The 20,216-nt window shown below is 43.4% G+C and carries 15 protein-coding genes; 14 read left to right on the forward strand and 1 reads right to left on the reverse strand.

The window, feature by feature from the left end:
• The first annotated feature begins 583 nt into the window (after positions 1–583).
• The 10 genes from LQ216_RS06335 to LQ216_RS06380 all read left to right on the forward strand — a co-directional run bounded on the left by LQ216_RS06335 (position 584) and on the right by LQ216_RS06380 (position 14,580).
• On the forward strand, positions 584–2,683 hold the full coding sequence (locus LQ216_RS06335) for a heterodisulfide reductase-related iron-sulfur binding cluster (protein ID WP_230127902.1): 2,100 nt from the start codon (positions 584–586) through the stop codon (positions 2,681–2,683).
• A 269-nt stretch (positions 2,684–2,952) separates the two neighbouring features.
• Positions 2,953–4,143 carry an acetyl-CoA C-acetyltransferase gene (locus LQ216_RS06340; protein WP_230127905.1) on the forward strand — a complete coding sequence of 397 codons (1,191 nt, stop codon included), beginning with the start codon at positions 2,953–2,955 and terminating at the stop codon, positions 4,141–4,143.
• Between the two features lie 34 nt (positions 4,144–4,177).
• Positions 4,178–5,029: a 3-hydroxybutyryl-CoA dehydrogenase gene (locus tag LQ216_RS06345; protein WP_230127908.1), complete on the forward strand. Its 852-nt coding sequence runs from the start codon at positions 4,178–4,180 to the stop codon at positions 5,027–5,029.
• 30 nt (positions 5,030–5,059) lie between these two features.
• Positions 5,060–6,196, forward strand: a complete 1,137-nt coding sequence (locus LQ216_RS06350; RefSeq protein ID WP_230127911.1) for an acyl-CoA dehydrogenase — start codon at positions 5,060–5,062, stop codon at positions 6,194–6,196.
• 245 nt (positions 6,197–6,441) lie between these two features.
• Positions 6,442–7,584, forward strand: a complete 1,143-nt coding sequence (locus LQ216_RS06355) for an acyl-CoA dehydrogenase (RefSeq protein ID WP_230127913.1) — start codon at positions 6,442–6,444, stop codon at positions 7,582–7,584.
• Positions 7,585–7,695: 111 nt separating this feature from the next.
• Positions 7,696–8,349, forward strand: coding sequence for a TetR/AcrR family transcriptional regulator (locus LQ216_RS06360; protein WP_230127917.1), 654 nt, complete (start codon positions 7,696–7,698; stop codon positions 8,347–8,349).
• Positions 8,346–11,612, forward strand: a complete 3,267-nt coding sequence (gene icmF, locus LQ216_RS06365) for a fused isobutyryl-CoA mutase/GTPase IcmF (RefSeq protein ID WP_230127920.1) — start codon at positions 8,346–8,348, stop codon at positions 11,610–11,612. The genes LQ216_RS06360 and icmF overlap by 4 nt, the downstream gene beginning before the upstream one ends.
• A 165-nt stretch (positions 11,613–11,777) precedes the next feature.
• Positions 11,778–11,939, forward strand: a complete 162-nt coding sequence (locus tag LQ216_RS06370) for a hypothetical protein (RefSeq protein ID WP_230127923.1) — start codon at positions 11,778–11,780, stop codon at positions 11,937–11,939.
• A gap of 189 nt (positions 11,940–12,128) precedes the next feature.
• On the forward strand, positions 12,129–12,698 hold the full coding sequence (gene rpoE / locus LQ216_RS06375; RefSeq protein ID WP_354958566.1) for a DNA-directed RNA polymerase subunit delta: 570 nt from the start codon (positions 12,129–12,131) through the stop codon (positions 12,696–12,698).
• Between the two features lie 274 nt (positions 12,699–12,972).
• The gene (locus tag LQ216_RS06380) at positions 12,973–14,580 is read left to right on the forward strand and encodes a CTP synthase (protein ID WP_230127929.1); all 1,608 of its coding nucleotides are present in this window, start codon (positions 12,973–12,975) and stop codon (positions 14,578–14,580) included.
• A gap of 895 nt (positions 14,581–15,475) precedes the next feature.
• On the opposite strand, the gene LQ216_RS06385 is transcribed toward LQ216_RS06380, so the two are convergent.
• The gene (locus LQ216_RS06385; protein WP_230127932.1) at positions 15,476–16,015 is read right to left on the reverse strand and encodes a DUF2529 domain-containing protein; all 540 of its coding nucleotides are present in this window, start codon (positions 16,013–16,015) and stop codon (positions 15,476–15,478) included.
• Between the two features lie 270 nt (positions 16,016–16,285).
• On the opposite strand from LQ216_RS06385, the gene LQ216_RS06390 reads away from it, so the two are divergent.
• The 4 genes from LQ216_RS06390 (at position 16,286) to LQ216_RS06405 (ending at position 20,165) form a co-directional block, all read left to right on the forward strand.
• The gene (locus LQ216_RS06390; protein WP_230127935.1) at positions 16,286–16,660 is read left to right on the forward strand and encodes a response regulator; all 375 of its coding nucleotides are present in this window, start codon (positions 16,286–16,288) and stop codon (positions 16,658–16,660) included.
• A 308-nt stretch (positions 16,661–16,968) separates the two neighbouring features.
• Positions 16,969–17,826, forward strand: a complete 858-nt coding sequence (locus tag LQ216_RS06395; RefSeq protein ID WP_230127937.1) for a class II fructose-bisphosphate aldolase — start codon at positions 16,969–16,971, stop codon at positions 17,824–17,826.
• A 192-nt stretch (positions 17,827–18,018) separates the two neighbouring features.
• Positions 18,019–18,669 (forward strand): fructose-6-phosphate aldolase, encoded by a 651-nt coding sequence (gene fsa / locus LQ216_RS06400; RefSeq protein WP_230127940.1) that lies wholly within the window; start codon positions 18,019–18,021, stop codon positions 18,667–18,669.
• A 212-nt stretch (positions 18,670–18,881) separates the two neighbouring features.
• Complete coding sequence (locus tag LQ216_RS06405; protein WP_230127943.1) at positions 18,882–20,165, forward strand: UDP-N-acetylglucosamine 1-carboxyvinyltransferase; 1,284 nt, start codon at positions 18,882–18,884, stop codon at positions 20,163–20,165.
• The last annotated feature ends 51 nt before the right edge of the window (positions 20,166–20,216 follow it).

The raw sequence follows: 20,216 nt of genomic DNA on the forward strand, positions 1-20,216 counted from the left end.
GAGACCTGTCTGAGCTAAACTATGCGGCAATGATTTATTCCTTGATCGTATTAATGCTCAGTTAAATCAACAAAATATAGTCTATGTCAGTACTCACTCTTGATTTCCAAACCAGTTGATTGGAGTGGAGGGTGGCGACTCCTCGAAAATGCTACGCATTTTCTCGTGCGGTGTCTATTCTAGGATGATCACTCAACGTCCTGCGGGAAAAGCGTGGCCAGCTGAGACCCCGCAGGAGCGAAGCGACGAGGAGGCTCACGGACCGCCCGCGGAAAGCGTCCGCCTGTAGCGGAAATCAACAGCCAAATTCAACAGGTACAACTAAGAAATTTTTTTGAGCACCTAATATTCTGTTGGTCTGTATTTCTTTATAAAAAGGAATTATGAAATTGATTCACCCACATAAAAAATTTCCCATGTAAAAAAGATAGCGAGAAGAGTAAGAAAAAAGTTGACTGAATGCTCATTCATTATATAATGTAATTAAATCAAATTCAGAAAAATGTCACTGTTTCTAATTTTAAAGCATTTGAAGCGACGTGCATTTTAAGACCAGCATATGCAGAGAAAGGAGCGCAAGATTATGAATGCGTTACTATGGATTAACCTAATTGCGTTTTTGTTTGTAACCGCTTACGCTATCAGCCTGTTTGTATACCTTATCAGAACAAGAACAGCCTACATCAAGCTTGGTAAAAAAGCAGAATTCGATAACCGTGTAAAAGAACGGCTCGAGAAAATTTGGGTCAATGTATTTGGCCAAAAGAAGCTGTTAAAGGATAAGAAGAGTGGAACCATCCACGTCGTGTTCTTCTATGGTTTTATTCTCGTACAGTTTGGTGCGATTGATTTTATTATAAAGGGAATTAAACCGGGTGCAAATTTACCATTCGGTCCCTTGTATCCTGCGTTCACGTTTTTCCAGGAAATCGTCACTCTGACTATTCTCGTTGCAGTTGCGTGGTCTTTTTACCGCCGCTATATTGAAAAGCTTGTGCGTTTAAAGCGCGGCTTTAAATCAGGCATAGTCCTGATTTTACTCGGTGGATTAATGCTTTCCGTCCTTTTGGGAAATGGAATGAGCATGATCTGGCACGGACATGAAGCGACTTGGACAGAGCCTGTTGCTTCGGGGATCGCCTTTCTTTTAGGCTGGATGGGACCAACCGCCGCCACGGTTATATTCTACATGGCATGGTGGATTCATACGATTTTCCTATTCACCTTCCTAGTATATATACCGCAGTCCAAGCACGCGCATTTAATTGCAGGGCCTGTCAACGTCTATTTTAGTCGCCTAGATAATCCAGGGAAGCTTAAGGCGGTTGACTTTGAAGACGAATCCCAGGAATCCTTCGGTGCAGGAAAAATAGAAGATTTTAACCAATTACAATTGATAGATTTATATGCCTGTGTGGAATGTGGGCGCTGTACGAATATGTGTCCGGCATCCGGAACAGGTAAAATGCTGTCTCCGATGGATATCATCATCAAGATGCGCGACCATCTGACTAATAAAGGGGCTGCCATCACTGCAAAACAGCCTTGGGTACCAACATTCGTATTCGGAAATACGCAGGGCAACCAAATTGCCTTAGCAAGTGCTGGACAAGGTGCTCAGGAATCTGCAGCAGCTGTTGAATACAACCAGGCCTTAATCGGCGAAGTCATCACGGAAGAAGAGCTTTGGGCTTGTACGACTTGCCGTAACTGTGAAGATCAATGTCCGGTTATGAACGAGCATGTTGATAAAATCATCGATATGCGTCGTTACTTAGTACTTACAGAAGGTAAAATGAACCCGGATGCACAGCGCGCGATGCAGAACATCGAACGCCAGGGCAACCCTTGGGGCCTTAACCGTAAGGAAAGAGAAGACTGGAGAGAAATCCGTGACGATGTCGTCGTGCCAACAGTCAAGGAAATGAAAAAGGCTGAAGAAGAATTTGAATACTTATTCTGGGTCGGTTCAATGGGTTCTTACGATAACCGTAGCCAAAAGATCGCATTATCCTTTGCTAAGCTTATGAATGAAGCGGGCGTGAAGTTCGCGATTTTAGGAAACAAAGAGAAGAACTCCGGAGATACGCCGCGCCGTTTAGGTAATGAGTTCATCTTCCAGGAGCTTGCAGCGAAGAACATTGAAGAATTTGAGAAAAATGAAGTGAAGAAGATCGTAACGATCGATCCACACGCATACAATATTTTCAAAAACGAATATCCTGATTTCGGTTTGGAAGCGGAAGTGTATCATCATACGGAGCTGCTTGCCGAGCTTGTTAAAGAAGGAAGGCTTGTGCCAAAGCATCCGGTTAATGAAACGATCACATTCCATGATTCCTGTTACTTAGGACGCTATAACGAAGTATATGACGCACCGAGGGATATTCTCAATGCGATCCCGGGCGCTAAGCTTGTTGAGATGGAACGTAATCGTGAAAATGGCATGTGCTGTGGCGCCGGCGGTGGACTGATGTGGATGGAAGAAGAAACCGGACACCGCATCAACGTAGCCCGTACAGAGCAAGCGTTAGAAGTAAGCCCTACTGTCATCAGTTCAGGCTGTCCTTATTGCTTGACTATGATTACAGATGGAACAAAAGCAAAAGAAGTGGAAGAAGACGTGAAAACATATGATGTCGCTGAGTTATTGGAAAAATCAATCCTCGGCGAAGCTTCCTAAGCTTTAACAAACGAATCTTTTCATCAGTAATGCCTATATCAAGATGCCTGCTTCCAAAAATGAAATATTTATTTGAAGAAGCAGGCACTTTTTTTCTTAAAAAATTAATTTAAGAGTTAAATTTTTTCCAATTTTCATATAAGATATAATAAAGCGCTTACATTAACGGTGTTTTTTTATCTCATCATTTTGAGCGAGCGTTCAGTCAGTTTATTTTTAGCATTCAATATTTATATAGCAAGTTAAAGAGAAATTAAAGGAGGAGCTTTATGGCTAGAACAGTTATTGTCAGTGGAGTAAGAACACCCTTTGGAAAATTTGGCGGGGGATTGAGCAGCTTGACTGCATCTGAGCTTGGCGGGATTGCTATTAAAGAAGCGTTACAACGGGCAGGTTTAGATGGCAGTCAGGTTGATGAAGTCATTATGGGAAATGTACTTCAGGCAGGCCAGGGACAGATCCCTTCGCGTCAGGCTTCAAGAAATGCCGGACTTCCATGGGAAGTGAAAACAGAAACGATCAACAAAGTTTGTGCCTCTGGGCTGAGAAGTGTGACGCTAGCTGACCAGATTATTCGCCTGGGTGATGAGGAAGTTATCGTGGCTGGCGGCATGGAATCGATGAGCAATGCCCCTTATATTATGCCTAAAGCGAGATGGGGAGCCCGCATGGGAGATGCCGTGATGAAAGACGTAATGGTTCATGACGGTTTAAGCTGCAGCTTCACCGGCGTGCATATGGGGACATATGGCAACAGTACGGCTGAGGACTTGGAGTTGTCGCGCGAAGAGCAGGATAACTGGGCATTCAGAAGCCACCAAAAAGCGATTGCTGCTATTGAAGATGGTGTCCTTGCCGAAGAAATTATATCTGTCCAGGTTCCCGTCAGGAAAGGTGAACCGGTAACGGTTAAGAACGATGAAGCGCCGAGAAAAGATACTTCCGTTGAAAAGCTTGCTAAGCTTGGACCCGCTTTTAATAATGAGGGCACGATTACTGCCGGTAATGCCCCTGGTGTCAATGACGGGGCAGGTGCGCTAGTGCTTATGAGCGAAGCAAGAGCGGAAAAGGAAGGGAAAACTCCTTTTGCTTATATCATTGGACATGCAGAGATTGCTGTGGAAGCAAAGGATTTTCCTAAGACCCCTGGACTTGTCATCAATGAGCTGTTGAAAAAAACAGGTAGGTCGTTAGAGGAAATTGATTTATTTGAAATCAATGAAGCTTTTGCAGCTGTTGCTCTTGCCAGCGGGAAATTGGCAAACGTAGATCCTGAAAAAGTGAACGTAAATGGCGGAGCGGTTGCGCTTGGGCATCCAATTGGGGCCAGCGGAGCACGGGTGATCATTACGCTCATGCATGAATTAAAACGGCGTGGCGGCGGAATCGGGATTGCGGCCATCTGCAGCGGCGGCGGCCAGGGAGATGCCATTTTAATCGAGGTTCCGAAACAAGCTTGATAGATTGCCAATTGTCCAGAGTGGAGGAGCATTCATGAAGATTGCAAAAGTGATGGTCATCGGAGCCGGTCAAATGGGCTCGGGAATCGCCCAGGTATGCGCGATGAACGGGTATGAAGTTATTTTGCATGACTTAAAGCAAGAATTTGTTGAACGGGGACTTTCAATTATTAATAAAAACCTTTCCCGCCAAGTAGAAAAGGGAAAGATGGCAGAGCCAGTTAAAAGCAATACACTGGCTAGACTGACGCTTTCCACAGATTTAAAAAATGCATCTGATGTGGATCTTGTCATTGAAGCAGCGGTAGAAAATATGGAAATCAAAGCGAAGCTGTTCAGTGACCTGGATGAAATAACACCGGAACATACCATTTTAGCTTCCAATACTTCATCGCTGCCCATCACCGAAATTGCAGCAGCGACCAAGCGGCCTGAGAAAGTGATCGGGATGCACTTTATGAACCCGGTCCCTGTCATGAAGCTAGTCGAGATTATCCGCGGGCTTGCCACAGCCGATGAAGTTTATGACGCCATTGAAGATATGTCGAAAACGTTAAATAAAGTCCCGGTTGAAGTGAATGACTTTCCCGGGTTCGTCTCTAATCGGATACTGATGCCGATGATAAATGAAGCCATTTATACAGTATACGAAGGGGTCGCTTCTAAAGAAGCGGTCGATGAGGTGATGAAGTTAGGGATGAACCATCCGATGGGCCCGCTGACGCTTGCAGACTTCATCGGCCTGGATACGTGCCTCTATATCATGGAGACGTTACACGAGGGCTTTGGAGACGATAAATACCGGCCGTGTCCATTGCTTAGAAAATATGTAAAAGCAGGCTGGCTCGGCAAAAAATCCGGCCGTGGTTTTTACGAATACAACTAATCTCGTAAATAGGCATCCGGGAGGCACTTTATGAATTTTACATGGAATGAAGAGCAGAATATGATGCGCAAAATGGTGCGCGATTTTGCGGAAAGCGAAATAGCTCCCTTTGTTGGAAGGATGGAAGACGGTGAATTTCCAAGATCGCTGTTGAAGAAAATGGGCGGGCTTGGCTTGATGGGAATACCGGTTCCTGAACAATATGGCGGTTCGGAAATGGACTTCATCTCTTATATCATTGCCATCCACGAGATTTCCAGAATAAGTCCCGCTCTAGGGGTAATTCTATCCGTTCACACATCGGTGGGCACCTATCCTATTCTTTATTTCGGCAATGAAGTACAGAAGCAAAGATACGTACCAAAGCTTGCATCGGGAGAGTATCTCGGAGCTTTCTGTTTGACGGAACCGAGCTCAGGCTCGGATGCGGGCGGCCTCAAATCAAAGGCTATTAAAGTCGGAGATTATTATAAAATCAACGGCTCCAAGGTTTTTATCACAAATGGTGGAGAAGCAGAGGTTTACATCGTTTTTGCCTCCACGAATCCGGAGTACGGCAGTAAAGGGATTTCAGCCTTTATTGTTGATAAGAACACAAAGGGCTTAATCATCGGCAAGGATGAACACAAAATGGGCCTTCACGGTTCACGTACGGTGCAGCTTACGTTTGAGGATATGATGGTTCCTGCGGAAAACCTGCTTGGTAAAGAAGGAGAAGGCTTCAGGATCGCAATGTCCAATCTTGAGTCCGGACGCATCGGGATTGCTGCACAGTCCTTAGGAATCGCTGAAGGCTCCTTCGAACATGCTGTCCGTTATGCAAAGGAAAGAGTCCAGTTTGGAAAGCCAATCAGTGCACAGCAGGGCATAGGCTTTAAACTGGCGGAGATGGGGACGGCTATTGAAGCTTCCAAGTTACTAGTTTACCAGGCCGCCTATTTAAGGTCACAGGGACTGCCATGCGGAAAAGAAGCATCCATCGCAAAACTGATGGCCTCAAAAACAGCAGTTGAGGTCTCTACGGAAGCCATCCAGGTGTTTGGCGGCTACGGCTATACAAAGGAATATCCGGTGGAGCGCTATTTCCGGGATGCGAAGGTTACGGAAATCTATGAAGGCACAAGTGAAATCCAGCGGATCGTTATCAGTAAACATCTCTATAATTAAATTCCTATTACCCGGGACTTCCAAAATAAGTGGAATTTAAGTTTCGCTTAAATCAGGTCCATTTTCGCTTAAAACAAGCATCGTTTTGCTTAAATCATCGGAGTTTTCGCGTGAATGGGTGGTACCTTTCACTTAAATCATCACTTTTATCGCTTAAATCGCCTACTTCGTGCTAGCAGAGGCTTACTCAGACGATGGCGATTTCAAACAATGCCTATATTTAACAAAGACAGGGGATATGGATCATGCAATTTAAACTGACCGAAGAACATGAAATGATTAGAAAAATGGTTCGCGATTTTGCCAGAAATGAAGTAGCACCTACAGCGGCTGAAAGAGATGAAGAAGAACGATTTGATCGTGACATTTTTGATAAGATGGCCTCACTCGGCCTCACTGGTATCCCATGGCCGGAAGAGTATGGCGGTATTGGCAGCGACTATCTTGCCTATTGTATTGCGATTGAAGAATTGTCCAAGGTTTGCGCCTCTACAGGAGTAACGTTATCGGCACATACCTCGCTTGCGGGCTGGCCAATTTATAAATTCGGATCTGAAGAACAAAAGCAAAAATACCTGAAGCCGCTGGCTCAAGGCGAAAAGATCGGCGCTTATGGTTTGACAGAACCAGGAGCGGGCTCGGATGCGGGCGGTATGAGGACATCTGCGAGATTAGAAGGTGATCACTACATTCTAAATGGCTCAAAGATATTTATCACGAACGGTGGAATCGCTGATACGTATGTCGTGTTTGCGTTAACAGATCCGGAATCCAAACAAAAAGGCACAACTGCGTTTATCGTCGAGAAAGATTTTCCGGGCTTTAGCGTAGGCAAAAAGGAAAAGAAATTAGGGATCCGTTCATCACCTACAACCGAAATTATTTTTGAAGAATGCAAGGTTCCAAAAGAAAATTTGCTTGGCAAAGAAGGGGAAGGCTTCAAAATTGCGATGATGACACTTGACGGCGGCAGGAACGGGATTGCAGCGCAGGCTGTAGGAATTGCACAGGGCGCTTTAGATGCCGCAGTAGACTATGCAAAAGAACGAGTGCAATTCGGAAAGCCGATCGCAGCTCAACAGGGAATCGGTTTCAAGCTTGCTGACATGGCAACGAGTGTAGAAGCAGCGAGATTGCTGACATATCAAGCAGCGTGGCTTGAGTCGGAAGGACTTCCATACGGGAAGGAATCAGCCATGTCCAAACTGTTTGCCGGAGATGCGGCTATGAAGGTAACAACAGAAGCCGTCCAAGTTTTTGGAGGCTATGGTTACACAAAGGACTATCCGGTTGAACGCTACATGAGAGACGCAAAAATCACGCAAATCTATGAAGGAACCCAGGAAATTCAAAAACTGGTTATCTCGAGAATGATCACGAAAGATTAATAATCCAGGCAACCTGCCAAACGAAAACGTTTTGGCAGGATGGCCTTTCCACAGTCTTCGAACTATTCTTCTTCAAAAAATGCACCGTTTAAGCAATAAGGTGGGTGACGTATGAAAAAAAGAGAAATCCATGCTTCCGTAAAAGACGAGAAGCTTGTTAGCAAGCGGCGCGAACAGATGATTAAAGGAGCCGTTAGCTTATTCAAAGAAAAAGGATTCCACCGGACCACAACAAGAGAAATCGCCAAGGCAGCCGGTTTTAGTATCGGTACACTATATGAATATATCCGTACAAAAGAAGATGTTTTATATTTGGTCTGTGATTTTATCTACGATGAAGTAAAAGACAGGCTGCAAAAGGACCTGGAACAAAGTGTAGGCACAATGGAAAGCTTGAAGTTGACGATTTCCTATTTCTTTCAGGTAATGGATGACATGCAGGATGAGGTGCTTGTCATGTACCAGGAAGCCAAGTCGTTGACAAAGGACGCGCTTCCTTATGTATTAAAAAAAGAAATGGAAATGGTTCATATGTTTGAACTGGTTATTACGCGTTGTGTAGAAAATGGCGAATGTTATTTATCGGAGCGCCAAATTCGCCTGCTTGCACACAATATTTTCGTCCAAGGACAAATGTGGGGGTTCCGCCGTTGGGCCCTTCAAAAAATGTACTCACTTGAAGAATATATCGAACTGCAAACGGAATTGCTTATAAACGGAATGTATTACAATCAAGGGCACTACCATAAAGGAGGAGCGATATGAGTACAATTAAGGAATACAAGCCGAAAAATCACGTTCGTTTTGTAACCGCTTCCAGTTTATTTGACGGCCATGACGCATCGATCAATATTATGAGGCGGATTTTGCAATCAAGCGGGGCAGAGGTGATTCACCTGGGTCATAACCGGTCTGTAGAAGAGGTAGTCAATGCCGCAATTCAAGAGGATGCTCAAGGCATAGCGATTTCGTCTTATCAAGGCGGGCATGTTGAATATTTTAAATACATGTATGACTTATTGAAGGAGAAAGGAGCAAGCCATATTCGTATTTACGGTGGAGGCGGCGGAGTCATCATCCCTCGTGAAATTAAAGAGCTTCATGATTATGGAATTGCCCATATTTTTTCACCGGAAGATGGAAGGGTCAATGGCCTTCAAGGCATGATCAATCTCATGCTGGAGGAATGTGATTATTCAACAGTAGAGTCATCGCTCCAGGAACGTTTCGATAAGTTGCTTTCCGGGGAATCAGGAACGATAGCCCAGTATATCACTTTTGCTGAAAACAAACAGGACGCAGCGGCTGAAATGGCAGCAGCGGCTGAAAGCCTCCTTGAGCAAGTTAAGATATCCGAAAAAAACGTACCGGTTATCGGGATAACCGGTACAGGCGGGGCGGGTAAAAGTTCATTAACTGATGAACTGATACGTCGATTTCTAACTGAAATCCCTGAAAAGAAACTTGCCGTTCTCTCTGTTGACCCCACAAAGCAAAAAACAGGGGGCGCGCTGTTGGGAGACCGCATCCGGATGAATGCGATTTTCTCTGATCGGGTGTATATGAGAAGCCTGGCGACCCGGCTTTCGAAGAGTGAACTGTCGCTTGCAATGAAAGATGCCATCTCTGTCGTGAAAGCGGCCGGGTTTGATGTGATTATTGTCGAAACAAGCGGGATCGGTCAGGGCGATGCCGGCATTACCGATATTTGCAACGTATCGATGTATGTAATGACAAGTGAATTCGGAGCGCCATCCCAACTGGAAAAAATCGATATGATCGACTATGCCGACTTAATTGTCATAAACAAATTTGAGCGTAAAGGCTCAGAGGATGCGAAGAGACAGGTCCAAAAACAATATCAAAGAAGCCATTTGCTGTTTGAACAGGATGCGGATGAACTGCCTGTATACGGCACAATCGCATCCCAATTCAATGATCCGGGAACGAATGCTTTATTTGCGGCATTAATTGAGAAGGTCAATGAAAAAGCAGGGACGGACTGGGTGGTATCGTTCTCCAAGAAAGCTGAGGTAAAGAAGCAAAATGTAATCATCCCGAACGACCGCCGTTATTATTTACGGGAGCTTACGGAAACGGTGCGCAATTATCATAAGCAAGCCGAAGAACAGGTTCATCTTGCCCGGAAGTTGTTCCAGATTGAAGGAGCCATTGATGCTGTAAAAGAAACAGGAACAAAACAAGAAATCCTTTCTGTACTGGAAACATTAAGGGACGGGGCAGCTTCTAAGCTTACTGGGGAGTCAAAAAAGATCCTTGATGGCTGGGCAGCCTTTAAAGAGCAATATTCAGGAGAGAAGTTTATTGCGAAAATCAGGGATAAAGAGATTATTACAGAATTGAAAACAAAAAGCCTTGCAGGACTCATGATCCCAAAAATCTCACTTCCTAAATTCGTCGATTACGGTGAAATCTTACGTTGGGTATACCGCGATAATGCTCCGGGACATTTTCCGTATACCGCTGGAGTATTTCCGTTTAAACGTGAGGGTGAGGATCCAAAGCGCCAATTCGCAGGAGAAGGCTCCCCCGTCCGGACGAACCGCCGTTTCCATTATCTTTCAAAGGATGATGAGGCAAAACGTCTCAGTACGGCTTTTGATTCCGTGACATTATATGGCGAAGACCCGGATTACCGCCCGGATATTTACGGAAAGGTCGGCGAAAGCGGCGTCAGCATCTGTACATTGGATGACATGAAGAAGCTATATGACGGCTTTGATCTTTGTCTTCCTTCCACATCCGTTTCGATGACCATCAATGGTCCGGCCCCGATCATTCTGGCAATGTTCATGAATACGGCCATTGACCAGCAGGTCCAGAAAAAGGAAGCGGAGCTCGGAAGGGTCTTAACTCCCGAAGAATTTGTCGAAGTCCGTGCCTATACTCTTCAAACGGTTCGCGGTACGGTACAGGCTGATATTTTAAAAGAAGACCAGGGACAAAACACCTGTATCTTCTCAACTGAATTCGCATTGCGGATGATGGGTGACATCCAGGAATATTTCATAGAACATAAAGTGAGAAACTATTATTCCGTTTCAATTTCGGGCTACCATATCGCCGAAGCGGGCGCAAATCCCATTTCGCAGCTGGCCTTCACGCTTGCCAATGGATTCACCTATATCGAGTATTACTTAAGCCGCGGGATGAATATCGACGATTTTGCACCGAATCTTTCATTCTTTTTCTCTAACGGACTCGATCCGGAATACAGCGTAATCGGACGTGTAGCGAGAAGAATTTGGGCTACGGTCATGCGTGATAAGTACGGCGGAGGCGGACGGAGCCAAAAGCTTAAATACCATATCCAGACCTCAGGCCGTTCGCTGCATGCTCAGGAAATCGACTTTAACGATATCCGTACGACACTCCAGGCGCTTATGGCGCTCCAGGATAACTGTAATTCGCTCCATACAAACGCATATGATGAGGCGATCACAACGCCGACACAAGAATCGGTGCGCAGAGCGATGGCGATCCAAATGATTATTACGAAGGAACATGGATTATCAAAGAATGAGAATCCGCAGCAAGGTGCCTTTATCATCGAGGAGCTGACCGATTTAGTAGAGGAAGCGGTGCTTGAAGAATTCGACCGCATCAATGACCGCGGCGGTGTACTGGGTGCGATGGAAACACAGTACCAACGCGGAAAGATTCAAGATGAATCGATGTACTACGAGATGAAAAAGCATTCAGGGGAGCTTCCGATTATTGGCGTGAATACCTATCTGAACCCGAACCCTCCTTCAGAGGAAGCGATGAACAGCATGGAAATCGCTCGTGCGACCACGGAAGAGAAGGAAGGGCAGATCCAAAATCTCCGTGAATTCCAAGAACGGAACCGATCTCACTATGAAGCGGCGATCAATCGCCTGAAGCAGTCGGCAGTGAACGGTGAAAATATTTTTGCCGAATTAATGGAATGCGTAAAGGTCGCAAGCCTTGGACAAATCACCCACGCGCTTTACGAGGTTGGCGGACAATATAGGAGGAATATGTAGCATATCTGAAAGGTACTGAACGACAAAAACAGTGGTTCAGTACCTGCTTTTTAATTAAATCAAGAATAGAAATAGCAAATGGTATTTTTTACTTATAATAATCAGTAAAAAAGGCTATAATGATAGTTCCATTGTTTTTTAAGCGTTTGTTTGGAGTGATAGAAAATGAATGTGAAACATGTGAGAAACGGCATTTTTTGTTTAGGAGCACTTTTTATCCTTTATAAATTCTATGAATATGCATTGGGTGCTGTTTCTTTTTTGCTGTTATCTATTTTCTTTTTCTGGATGGCCTATCGCCAATGGAAAAACGGTCGCGTTCAATGAGCGAAAAGTAAAGAAAACTCGGTGAAAAAACGTTGAAAGATTGAGATATGTCTGGCATAAACCTATTTTAATTGTTTATAATGAATAGTATGTCTGGCAAGAATTTCAATTTGACAGGCAAGAATCCTTGTTAAGATTATTTTTTTATGTAAAAAAACATAATGTATATGTTTGGAATAGAGAAAGGAAGTGCAGAGCTTGGCTTTAAAAAAATACTCAAAAGAGAAATTATCGGAAATGTCACTTTTAGAAATCGCTTATGAATTACTTGCTGAAAAAAAGCAGCCGGTTTCTTTTAAGGACTTAATGGCTCAAGTTTCAAAATTACAGGGTCTTTCGGATGAAGAGATAAATAAAAGAATCTCTCAATTTTATACCGACCTTAATGTCGATGGCCGATTCACTTCGCTTGGAGAAAACCGTTGGGGTTTAAAGGCGTGGTATCCTGTCGATCAAATTGAAGATGAAGTCGTCCACGTTGCCACCAAACCGAAAAAGAAGAAGAAATCGAAGAAAGCGGTTGTGGAAGATATTGAAGATGAAGATGACCTTGATTTTGAGGAAGAAGAACTGGAAGAAGACGATCTTCTCGATGATGATGATTTGATTGAAGTAGATGATGATGACGATGATGACGACTTCGATGAGGATCTTGAAGAAGATTTAGTTGATGAAGAAGCTGAACTTGCTGAACTAGATGACGAGGATGACGAAGATGACGAAGAGGAATCGGAGGATACCGACGAAGAGGAGAAATGATAAGTTTCTCTGACGCGCTTGACTTTTCAAGTCGGAATTTGTAAAATCATTTTTGGGCTCCTTAAAAAAGGACATGTTGATAAAATACAGCGCTCCCTTACTTTTGTAAGAGGGGCGTTTTTATTTTTTTAGTACAGATAACGACCTCCTAATGAGCTTATTTTAGTAATGATTTTTCGTTGTAGGGAAAAACTACATGAATATCCAACAAGGTCTGATTTTTAAATAATCCGTCCTTTTGTTACTCATAAAGATAGAAGAGGGGGAAAAGACAATGACAAAATATATTTTCGTAACAGGTGGAGTCGTTTCTTCATTAGGAAAAGGAATAACGGCAGCTTCTCTCGGAAGGCTGTTAAAGAACCGGGGCTTGAATGTGACCATTCAAAAATTCGACCCGTATATTAATGTGGATCCCGGGACAATGAGCCCGTATCAGCATGGGGAAGTCTTCGTAACGGACGATGGGGCAGAAACCGATCTGGATTTAGGCCACTATGAAAGGTTTATTGACATTAATCTTGGCAAACACAGCAATGTAACAACAGGAAAAGTTTATTCCACCGTTTTAAGAAAAGAGCGCCGTGGTGATTACTTAGGCGGAACCGTACAAGTTATCCCCCATATTACTAATGAAATTAAAGAGCGCGTATTCAGAGCCGGGCATGAAACCAATGCAGACGTTGTCATCACGGAAATCGGGGGAACAGTTGGCGATATTGAGTCCTTGCCATTCCTTGAAGCCATCCGTCAAATCAAGAGTGACATTGGCCGCGATAATGTGATGTACATCCATTGTACCCTCGTTCCATATATTAAAGCAGCCGGTGAAATGAAAACGAAGCCGACCCAGCACAGTGTTAAAGAGCTTCGCAGCCTGGGCATTCAGCCGAATATTATCGTAGTCCGTACAGAAATGCCAATATCCCAGGATATGAAAGACAAAATTGCTTTATTCTGCGATATTGACACAAAAGCAGTCATTGAATGCCAGGATGCCGATACCTTGTATTCGATTCCGTTAGCGCTGCAAAAGCAAAAAATGGACCAAATCGTCTGCAATCACTTAAAGCTGGATTGCCGTGAAGCGGATATGAGCGAATGGAAAGAGCTAGTCCAGAAAGTCACCAACCTATCAAAGGCCACGACAATCGCATTGGTTGGTAAATATGTTGAACTCCAGGATGCGTATATTTCGGTTGTAGAAGCGCTTAAGCATGCTGGTTATACGTTCGATTCAGATATTAAAATTAAATGGGTCAACGCAGAGCATGTTACCCGTGAAAACGTGGCCGAGTTGCTCGGAGATGTTGATGGAATTCTTGTACCGGGCGGATTCGGTGACCGCGGAATTGAAGGGAAAATCTCTGCGACCGAATATGCACGGATCAATAAAAAACCATTTTTCGGTATCTGTTTAGGCATGCAGCTCGCCTCTGTAGAATATGCACGTCATGTATTAGGCCTTGAAGGCGCCCACTCATCAGAAATCAATTTTGAAACGCCGGATCCGATCATTGACTTGCTTCCTGAACAGAAGGATGTAGAAGACCTTGGCGGAACACTACGTCTTGGCTTATATGCTTGCAAGCTCTCAGAAGGTTCGAAAGCGCATGCCGCTTATCAGGATGAAGTAGTGTATGAACGCCATCGCCATCGTTTTGAATTCAATAATCATTACCGTCCGGCTATGGAACAGGCGGGATTTGTATTCTCTGGTACAAGCCCTGATGGACGTCTCGTGGAAATTATCGAAATCAAAGACCACCCATGGTTTGTTGCTTGTCAATTCCATCCTGAATTCACTTCAAGACCAACACGTCCACAGCCGTTGTTCCGCGACTTTATAGAAGCGTCACTAAAGTACGGAGAACAGCAGTAATTTTATAAAAGCAAAAAACGCTTGGTGCAACATGACCAAGCGTTTTTTAATATGAAGGGCTAGTATGAATTATCAACCGTCACCGAGCAGTATTTGGATGGATAATTGCTCGTAAATTTTTATACCGCTCGTAAATTCTAATAATCGCTCGTAAATTTGGGTAATCGAGCACAAATTCAGATGATCGAGCACAAATACGAATAATCGAGCACAAATCTAGATAATCGAGCAGAAATCCAGATAATCGAGCACAAATCCGAATAATCGAGCACAAATCCGAATAATCGAGCAGAAATCCGAATAATCGAGCACAAATCCAAATAATCGAGCAGAAATCCAGATAATCGAGCAGAAATCCGAATAATCGAGCAGAAATCCAGATGATCGAGCAGAAATTCAAATAATCAAGCAGAAATCCGAATAATCGAGCAGAAATCCAGATGATCGAGCAGAAATCCGAATAATCGAGCACAAATCCGAATAATCGAGCAGAAATTCAAATAATCGAGCAGAAATCCAGATGATCGAGCACAAATCCGAATAATCGAGCAGAAATCCAGGTAATCGAGCAGAAATCCAGATGATCGAGCAGAAATCCGAATAATCGAGCAGAAATTCAAATAATCGAGCACAAATCCGAATAATCGAGCACAAATTCAGATGATCGAGCACAAATCCGAATAATCGAGCAGAAATTCAAATAATCGAGCACAAATCCGAATAATCGAGCAGAAATTCAAATAATCGAGCACAAATCCAGATGATCGAGCAGAAATACGAATAGTCGAGCACAAATTCAAATAATCGAGCAGAAATCCAAACACTCGCCCAGAAATCAAAAACTCAAGTAGAAATATCAGATCAATACACCTGAGAACTATAAGTTTCTATACAGTTATTCCTCCGCATACTCTTGTAAAATTTCATCCAACGTGAACCTAATGCCATAATAAGCAAACAAAGCCACCATCAGGGATGGGAAACCAACCCGTTTTCCATTATCATCTGGAACCAAGCCTTTTTGAAGCCGTAAATCAATATGCACATCAGCCAGTTCGTCCAGCGATAAACCTGACGACAGGACAAGAGTGGAAACCGCGGTGAAAGGAACCCCTTCTTTCTGAAGATATTTGGCAAGACTTAGCGCTTCGCTATCATCCGAGTAACGCGTAAAGAATAGCACCCGGTCTGCATTCGTGAGCGAAGCAAGCTCTTTCTTATCATCGTAAAGAGCCATCACATTCGGAAAGGGTTCAACCCCTTCCAAGGCTTCTGACAATATTCCCTTCATTTCGCCAAAGCCGTGTAAATATATGGTGCCGTCTCCAATGGAAGCCTGGGCGAGCAACCGGGCACAGTCCTCAAATGCGAACTCTTCTTCATCCATAATCTTTTTAAATAACCCGGTCGTCTGGGTCGAAAACATTTTCAGCATGTAGTGGTCTCCTTTAAATAATCGTAGTATTCATTATAAAACAACGATTTTGTGAAGGCGAAGAAATAAATTCTTGAATTTGTTTCCACTTGACGGCAGGATTTGAGAAATATTTAGCGAATAAAAATATAAAGTAGACATTCAATATGCAAATATAATAGAGGGAAAACACGGGTTACATGCCATACATAAACTGGGCAAAAGGTATCTAGATAATAATTCATCAAGTTTATAGCTATTTATTCTTTCAGATAGGAAAGAGGTGAGGGAATGGCAGAAAAAATATTAATTGTAGATGATCAATTTGGAATCAGAATTCTGCTCAATGAAGTGCTCAACAAGGAAGGTTACAATACATTTCAGGCCGCAAACGGGGTGCAAGCGCTGGACATTGTTACAAATCATTCCCCTGATTTGGTCTTGTTAGACATGAAAATTCCGGGAATGGACGGCATTGAAATTCTGAAACGAATGAAACAGATTGATCAGGATATTCGAGTCATCATCATGACGGCCTATGGAGAATTAGACATGATTCAAAAAGCCAAGGATTTAGGTGCCATGACTCATTTTGCTAAACCTTTTGATATCGATGACATACGGAAAGCGGTTAAAGAGTATTTACCTGTCCGAAAGTCCGAATAGTAAATGGAATTCATATTGAAAAATCTTAAATAGAAAAAAACCTCATATATTGAATGTGTAACCCAACGGCTGTATTTCAGGAAGGATTTTATCCTGAAATATGACCGTGTTTTTTGTAGAAAACGATTCCATTTTTCTTAATATTCCCCCAATAAGTTAATTGGTTGCTGTTTTTTTCATGGACTGATATGCTAATAGTGTTTTTAATATTCCCAGCCTGCATGAGGTATAGTAAATACATAAGTAAGGGAATATTTTAGAGAGAATCTGCGTCTGCAGGAAAACATTTGCTATAAGGAGGAAATCAAATGCCTTTAGTATCAATGAAGGATATGCTTAATAAAGCGTTGGAAGGTAAGTATGCGGTCGGTCAGTTCAATATCAATAACCTGGAGTGGACCCAAGCTATATTAGCTGCCGCCGAGCAGGAAAAATCACCGGTAATCCTTGGTGTATCAGAAGGAGCAGCTCGCCATATGGGCGGGTTTAAAACGACTGTGATGATGGTCCAAGGTTTAATGGAAGACATGAAAATCACAGTACCTGCAGCGATACACCTTGACCATGGTTCAAGCTTTGATAAATGTAAGGAAGCGATCGATGCAGGATTCACTTCTGTTATGATCGATGCCTCTCACCATCCGTTAGAAGAGAATATCGAAACCACTTCCAAGGTTGTTGATTATGCTCACTCAAAAGGAGTTTCTGTCGAAGCTGAGCTAGGAACTGTTGGCGGCCAGGAAGATGATGTAGTAGCAGACGGAGTTATTTATGCAGATCCGAAAGAATGCGAAGAATTGGTTAGACGCACAGGTGTTGACTGTTTTGCACCTGCATTGGGTTCTGTCCATGGCCCTTACAAAGGCGAGCCGAACATCGGCTTTAAAGAAATGGAAGAAGTCCGTGATTTAACAAGAATTCCCCTAGTACTACACGGTGGTACAGGCATTCCAACTAAAGATATTCAAAAAGCTGTATCTTTAGGAACTTCAAAAATCAACGTAAATACCGAAAATCAAATCTCTTTTACTAAGGCTGTTCGAGAGGTTCTAAGTAAAGATTCCGAGGTGTATGATCCTCGTAAATTCATCGGACCGGGCCGTGATGCAATCAAGGAAACAGTTGTTGGCAAGATCCGTGAATTCGGTTCAAACGATAAAGCTTAGTCATTTTAAACATATTCCAATCAGAGCCTGAACATCACGGGTATGCAAGTCCATCATCGATGCGGCATTGTAACTCGGGACAACAGGCTCTTTTCTTTTAATTTATAGAAAAAATAAAAAATTCGCCATTTACACAATTCATTATTGTATGTATTGTATGCTTATATAGAAAAAGAGATGGAGGTTTTTAACATGAAATTCTTTATTGATACCGCTAACATCGATGAAATACGCGAGGCCCATTCACTTGGCATTCTTGCCGGCGTTACGACGAATCCATCACTGGTTGCACGGGAAAAAAACGTTTCTTTTCATGACCGACTAAGAGAAATTACAAGCCTTGTCCAGGACTCAGTCAGTGCCGAAGTCATCTCACTCGATTTTGAGGGGATGATGAGGGAAGCAAAAGAGCTTTCCGCGATTGCGCCGAACATTACGATCAAAGTTCCGATGACTCCGGACGGACTTAAAGCTGTTTCTGCTCTAACCAAAGAAGGAATTAAAACGAACGTCACCTTAATATTCAGTGCCAATCAGGCCCTGCTTGCAGCCCGGGCGGGAGCGACCTATGTTTCCCCATTTTTAGGGCGTCTTGATGATATCGGGTTCAACGGCATGCAATTAATTTCAGATATTGCGGACATTTTCGCCATTCATGACATTCAATCGGAAATTATTGCCGCATCCATACGGCATCCGATGCATATTACGGAAGCAGCTTTAAACGGAGCCCATATTGCCACGATTCCGTATAAACTACTGCTGCAGATATTCAAACATCCATTGACTGATAAAGGCATCGAAGCCTTTATCGCAGACTGGAATGCGCGTTCTGAAAGCTAACTCTTTCGTTACTTACCTCTTCTGCACAATATGAATATTTATCCAAATAAATTTTTAAAAATTTTACATGAATTTCCTAATTTTGTGTAAAGTAATAAATGGTAAGAAAAAAATGTTATCATTTATATATTTGTCCTGGAAAATAATACCTGAATAAAAAGGTGTTTTGGTTAAAATATTTCTTAACTGCTTAGATTAGAAGGGAGTCTACAATGGAAAAACTCAAAATTGCCGGCGGCTATCCGCTGAAAGGCAGCATTCGTGTCAGCGGCGCGAAAAATAGCGCGGTCGCTTTAATACCTGCTACCATTCTTGCGGATTCCCCTGTTACGATCGAAGGTCTTCCTGATATATCAGATGTGCAAATTCTTAAAGGTCTGCTTGAAGAAGTAGGCGGAACCGTTTCTTTTGATGATGGAGAAATGACGGTTGATCCAAGCAAGATGATTTCGATGCCATTGCCAAACGGACGTGTTAAAAAGCTCCGCGCTTCTTATTACCTGATGGGGGCCATGCTTGGCAAATTCAAAAAGGCGGTTATTGGCCTTCCCGGAGGCTGTTATTTGGGGCCACGCCCGATTGACCAGCATATCAAGGGGTTTGAAGCACTGGGGGCGCAGATCACCAATGAACAGGGTGCGATTTATTTGCGAGCGGACGAGCTAAGAGGAGCCCGTATTTATCTGGATGTTGTCAGTGTGGGCGCCACAATTAATATTATGCTAGCTGCTGTACTGGCTAAAGGAAGAACCGTTATTGAGAATGCGGCAAAAGAGCCGGAAATTATCGATGTAGCGACGTTGCTGACCAACATGGGAGCGAAAATCAAAGGTGCTGGTACAGATATCATCCGGATCGACGGGGTTGAGAACTTAAGCGGTTGTAAACATACGATTATCCCTGACCGGATCGAAGCGGGAACGTTCATGATTCTCTCGGCAGCTGTTGGACAAGGCATTTTAATTGATAATGTCATTCCACAGCATCTAGAATCTTTAACGGCAAAGCTGAGGGAAATGGGCGTGAACATCGAAGCGGGAGATGACCAAATTTTCGTTTCTCCTGGTTCCGAGTTTAAATCAGTCGATATAAAAACGTTGGTTTATCCTGGTTTTGCAACCGATTTGCAACAGCCATTCACATCGTTATTGACGAGGGCAGAAGGATCGAGCGTTGTGACGGATACCATTTATGGAGCCCGTTTTAAACATATCGACGAGCTTCGCAGAATGAATGCCAACATTAAGGTCGAGGGCAGGTCCGCGATTATCAGCGGTCCAGTCCAGCTTCAAGGTGCCAAGGTGAAGGCAAGTGACCTCCGTGCAGGAGCTGCGCTTGTCATTGCCGGGTTAATGGCAGAAGGAATTACCGAAGTAACCGGACTTGAACATATTGACCGGGGCTATAGTCATCTTGTTGAAAAACTCTCCGGTCTGGGCGCGACAATCTGGCGCGAAAAGATGTCTGAAGAGGAAGTCGAACAGTTGAAAAATTGACCAAATCTCAGTGCTTAATGTGTTACAATAATAATTGAATTGTGTTATACT

This window comes from Bacillus sp. CECT 9360 (assembly GCF_918741275.1).
Classification (GTDB): domain Bacteria; phylum Bacillota; class Bacilli; order Bacillales; family DSM-1321; genus Peribacillus.

Excerpts from the sequence above, each read along its gene's own strand:
- LQ216_RS06335 (WP_230127902.1), top strand. The coding sequence starts at position 584 with ATGAATGCGTTACTATGGATTAACCTAATTGCGTTTTTGTTTGTAACC.
- LQ216_RS06340 (WP_230127905.1), top strand. The coding sequence starts at position 2,953 with ATGGCTAGAACAGTTATTGTCAGTGGAGTAAGAACACCCTTTGGAAAA.
- LQ216_RS06345 (WP_230127908.1), top strand. The coding sequence starts at position 4,178 with ATGAAGATTGCAAAAGTGATGGTCATCGGAGCCGGTCAAATGGGCTCG.
- LQ216_RS06350 (WP_230127911.1), top strand. The coding sequence starts at position 5,060 with ATGAATTTTACATGGAATGAAGAGCAGAATATGATGCGCAAAATGGTG.
- LQ216_RS06355 (WP_230127913.1), top strand. The coding sequence starts at position 6,442 with ATGCAATTTAAACTGACCGAAGAACATGAAATGATTAGAAAAATGGTT.
- LQ216_RS06360 (WP_230127917.1), top strand. The coding sequence starts at position 7,696 with ATGAAAAAAAGAGAAATCCATGCTTCCGTAAAAGACGAGAAGCTTGTT.
- icmF (WP_230127920.1), top strand. The coding sequence starts at position 8,346 with ATGAGTACAATTAAGGAATACAAGCCGAAAAATCACGTTCGTTTTGTA.
- LQ216_RS06370 (WP_230127923.1), top strand. The coding sequence starts at position 11,778 with ATGAATGTGAAACATGTGAGAAACGGCATTTTTTGTTTAGGAGCACTT.
- LQ216_RS06380 (WP_230127929.1), top strand. The coding sequence starts at position 12,973 with ATGACAAAATATATTTTCGTAACAGGTGGAGTCGTTTCTTCATTAGGA.
- LQ216_RS06385 (WP_230127932.1), bottom strand. The coding sequence starts at position 16,015 with ATGCTGAAAATGTTTTCGACCCAGACGACCGGGTTATTTAAAAAGATT.
- LQ216_RS06390 (WP_230127935.1), top strand. The coding sequence starts at position 16,286 with ATGGCAGAAAAAATATTAATTGTAGATGATCAATTTGGAATCAGAATT.
- LQ216_RS06395 (WP_230127937.1), top strand. The coding sequence starts at position 16,969 with ATGCCTTTAGTATCAATGAAGGATATGCTTAATAAAGCGTTGGAAGGT.
- fsa (WP_230127940.1), top strand. The coding sequence starts at position 18,019 with ATGAAATTCTTTATTGATACCGCTAACATCGATGAAATACGCGAGGCC.
- LQ216_RS06405 (WP_230127943.1), top strand. The coding sequence starts at position 18,882 with ATGGAAAAACTCAAAATTGCCGGCGGCTATCCGCTGAAAGGCAGCATT.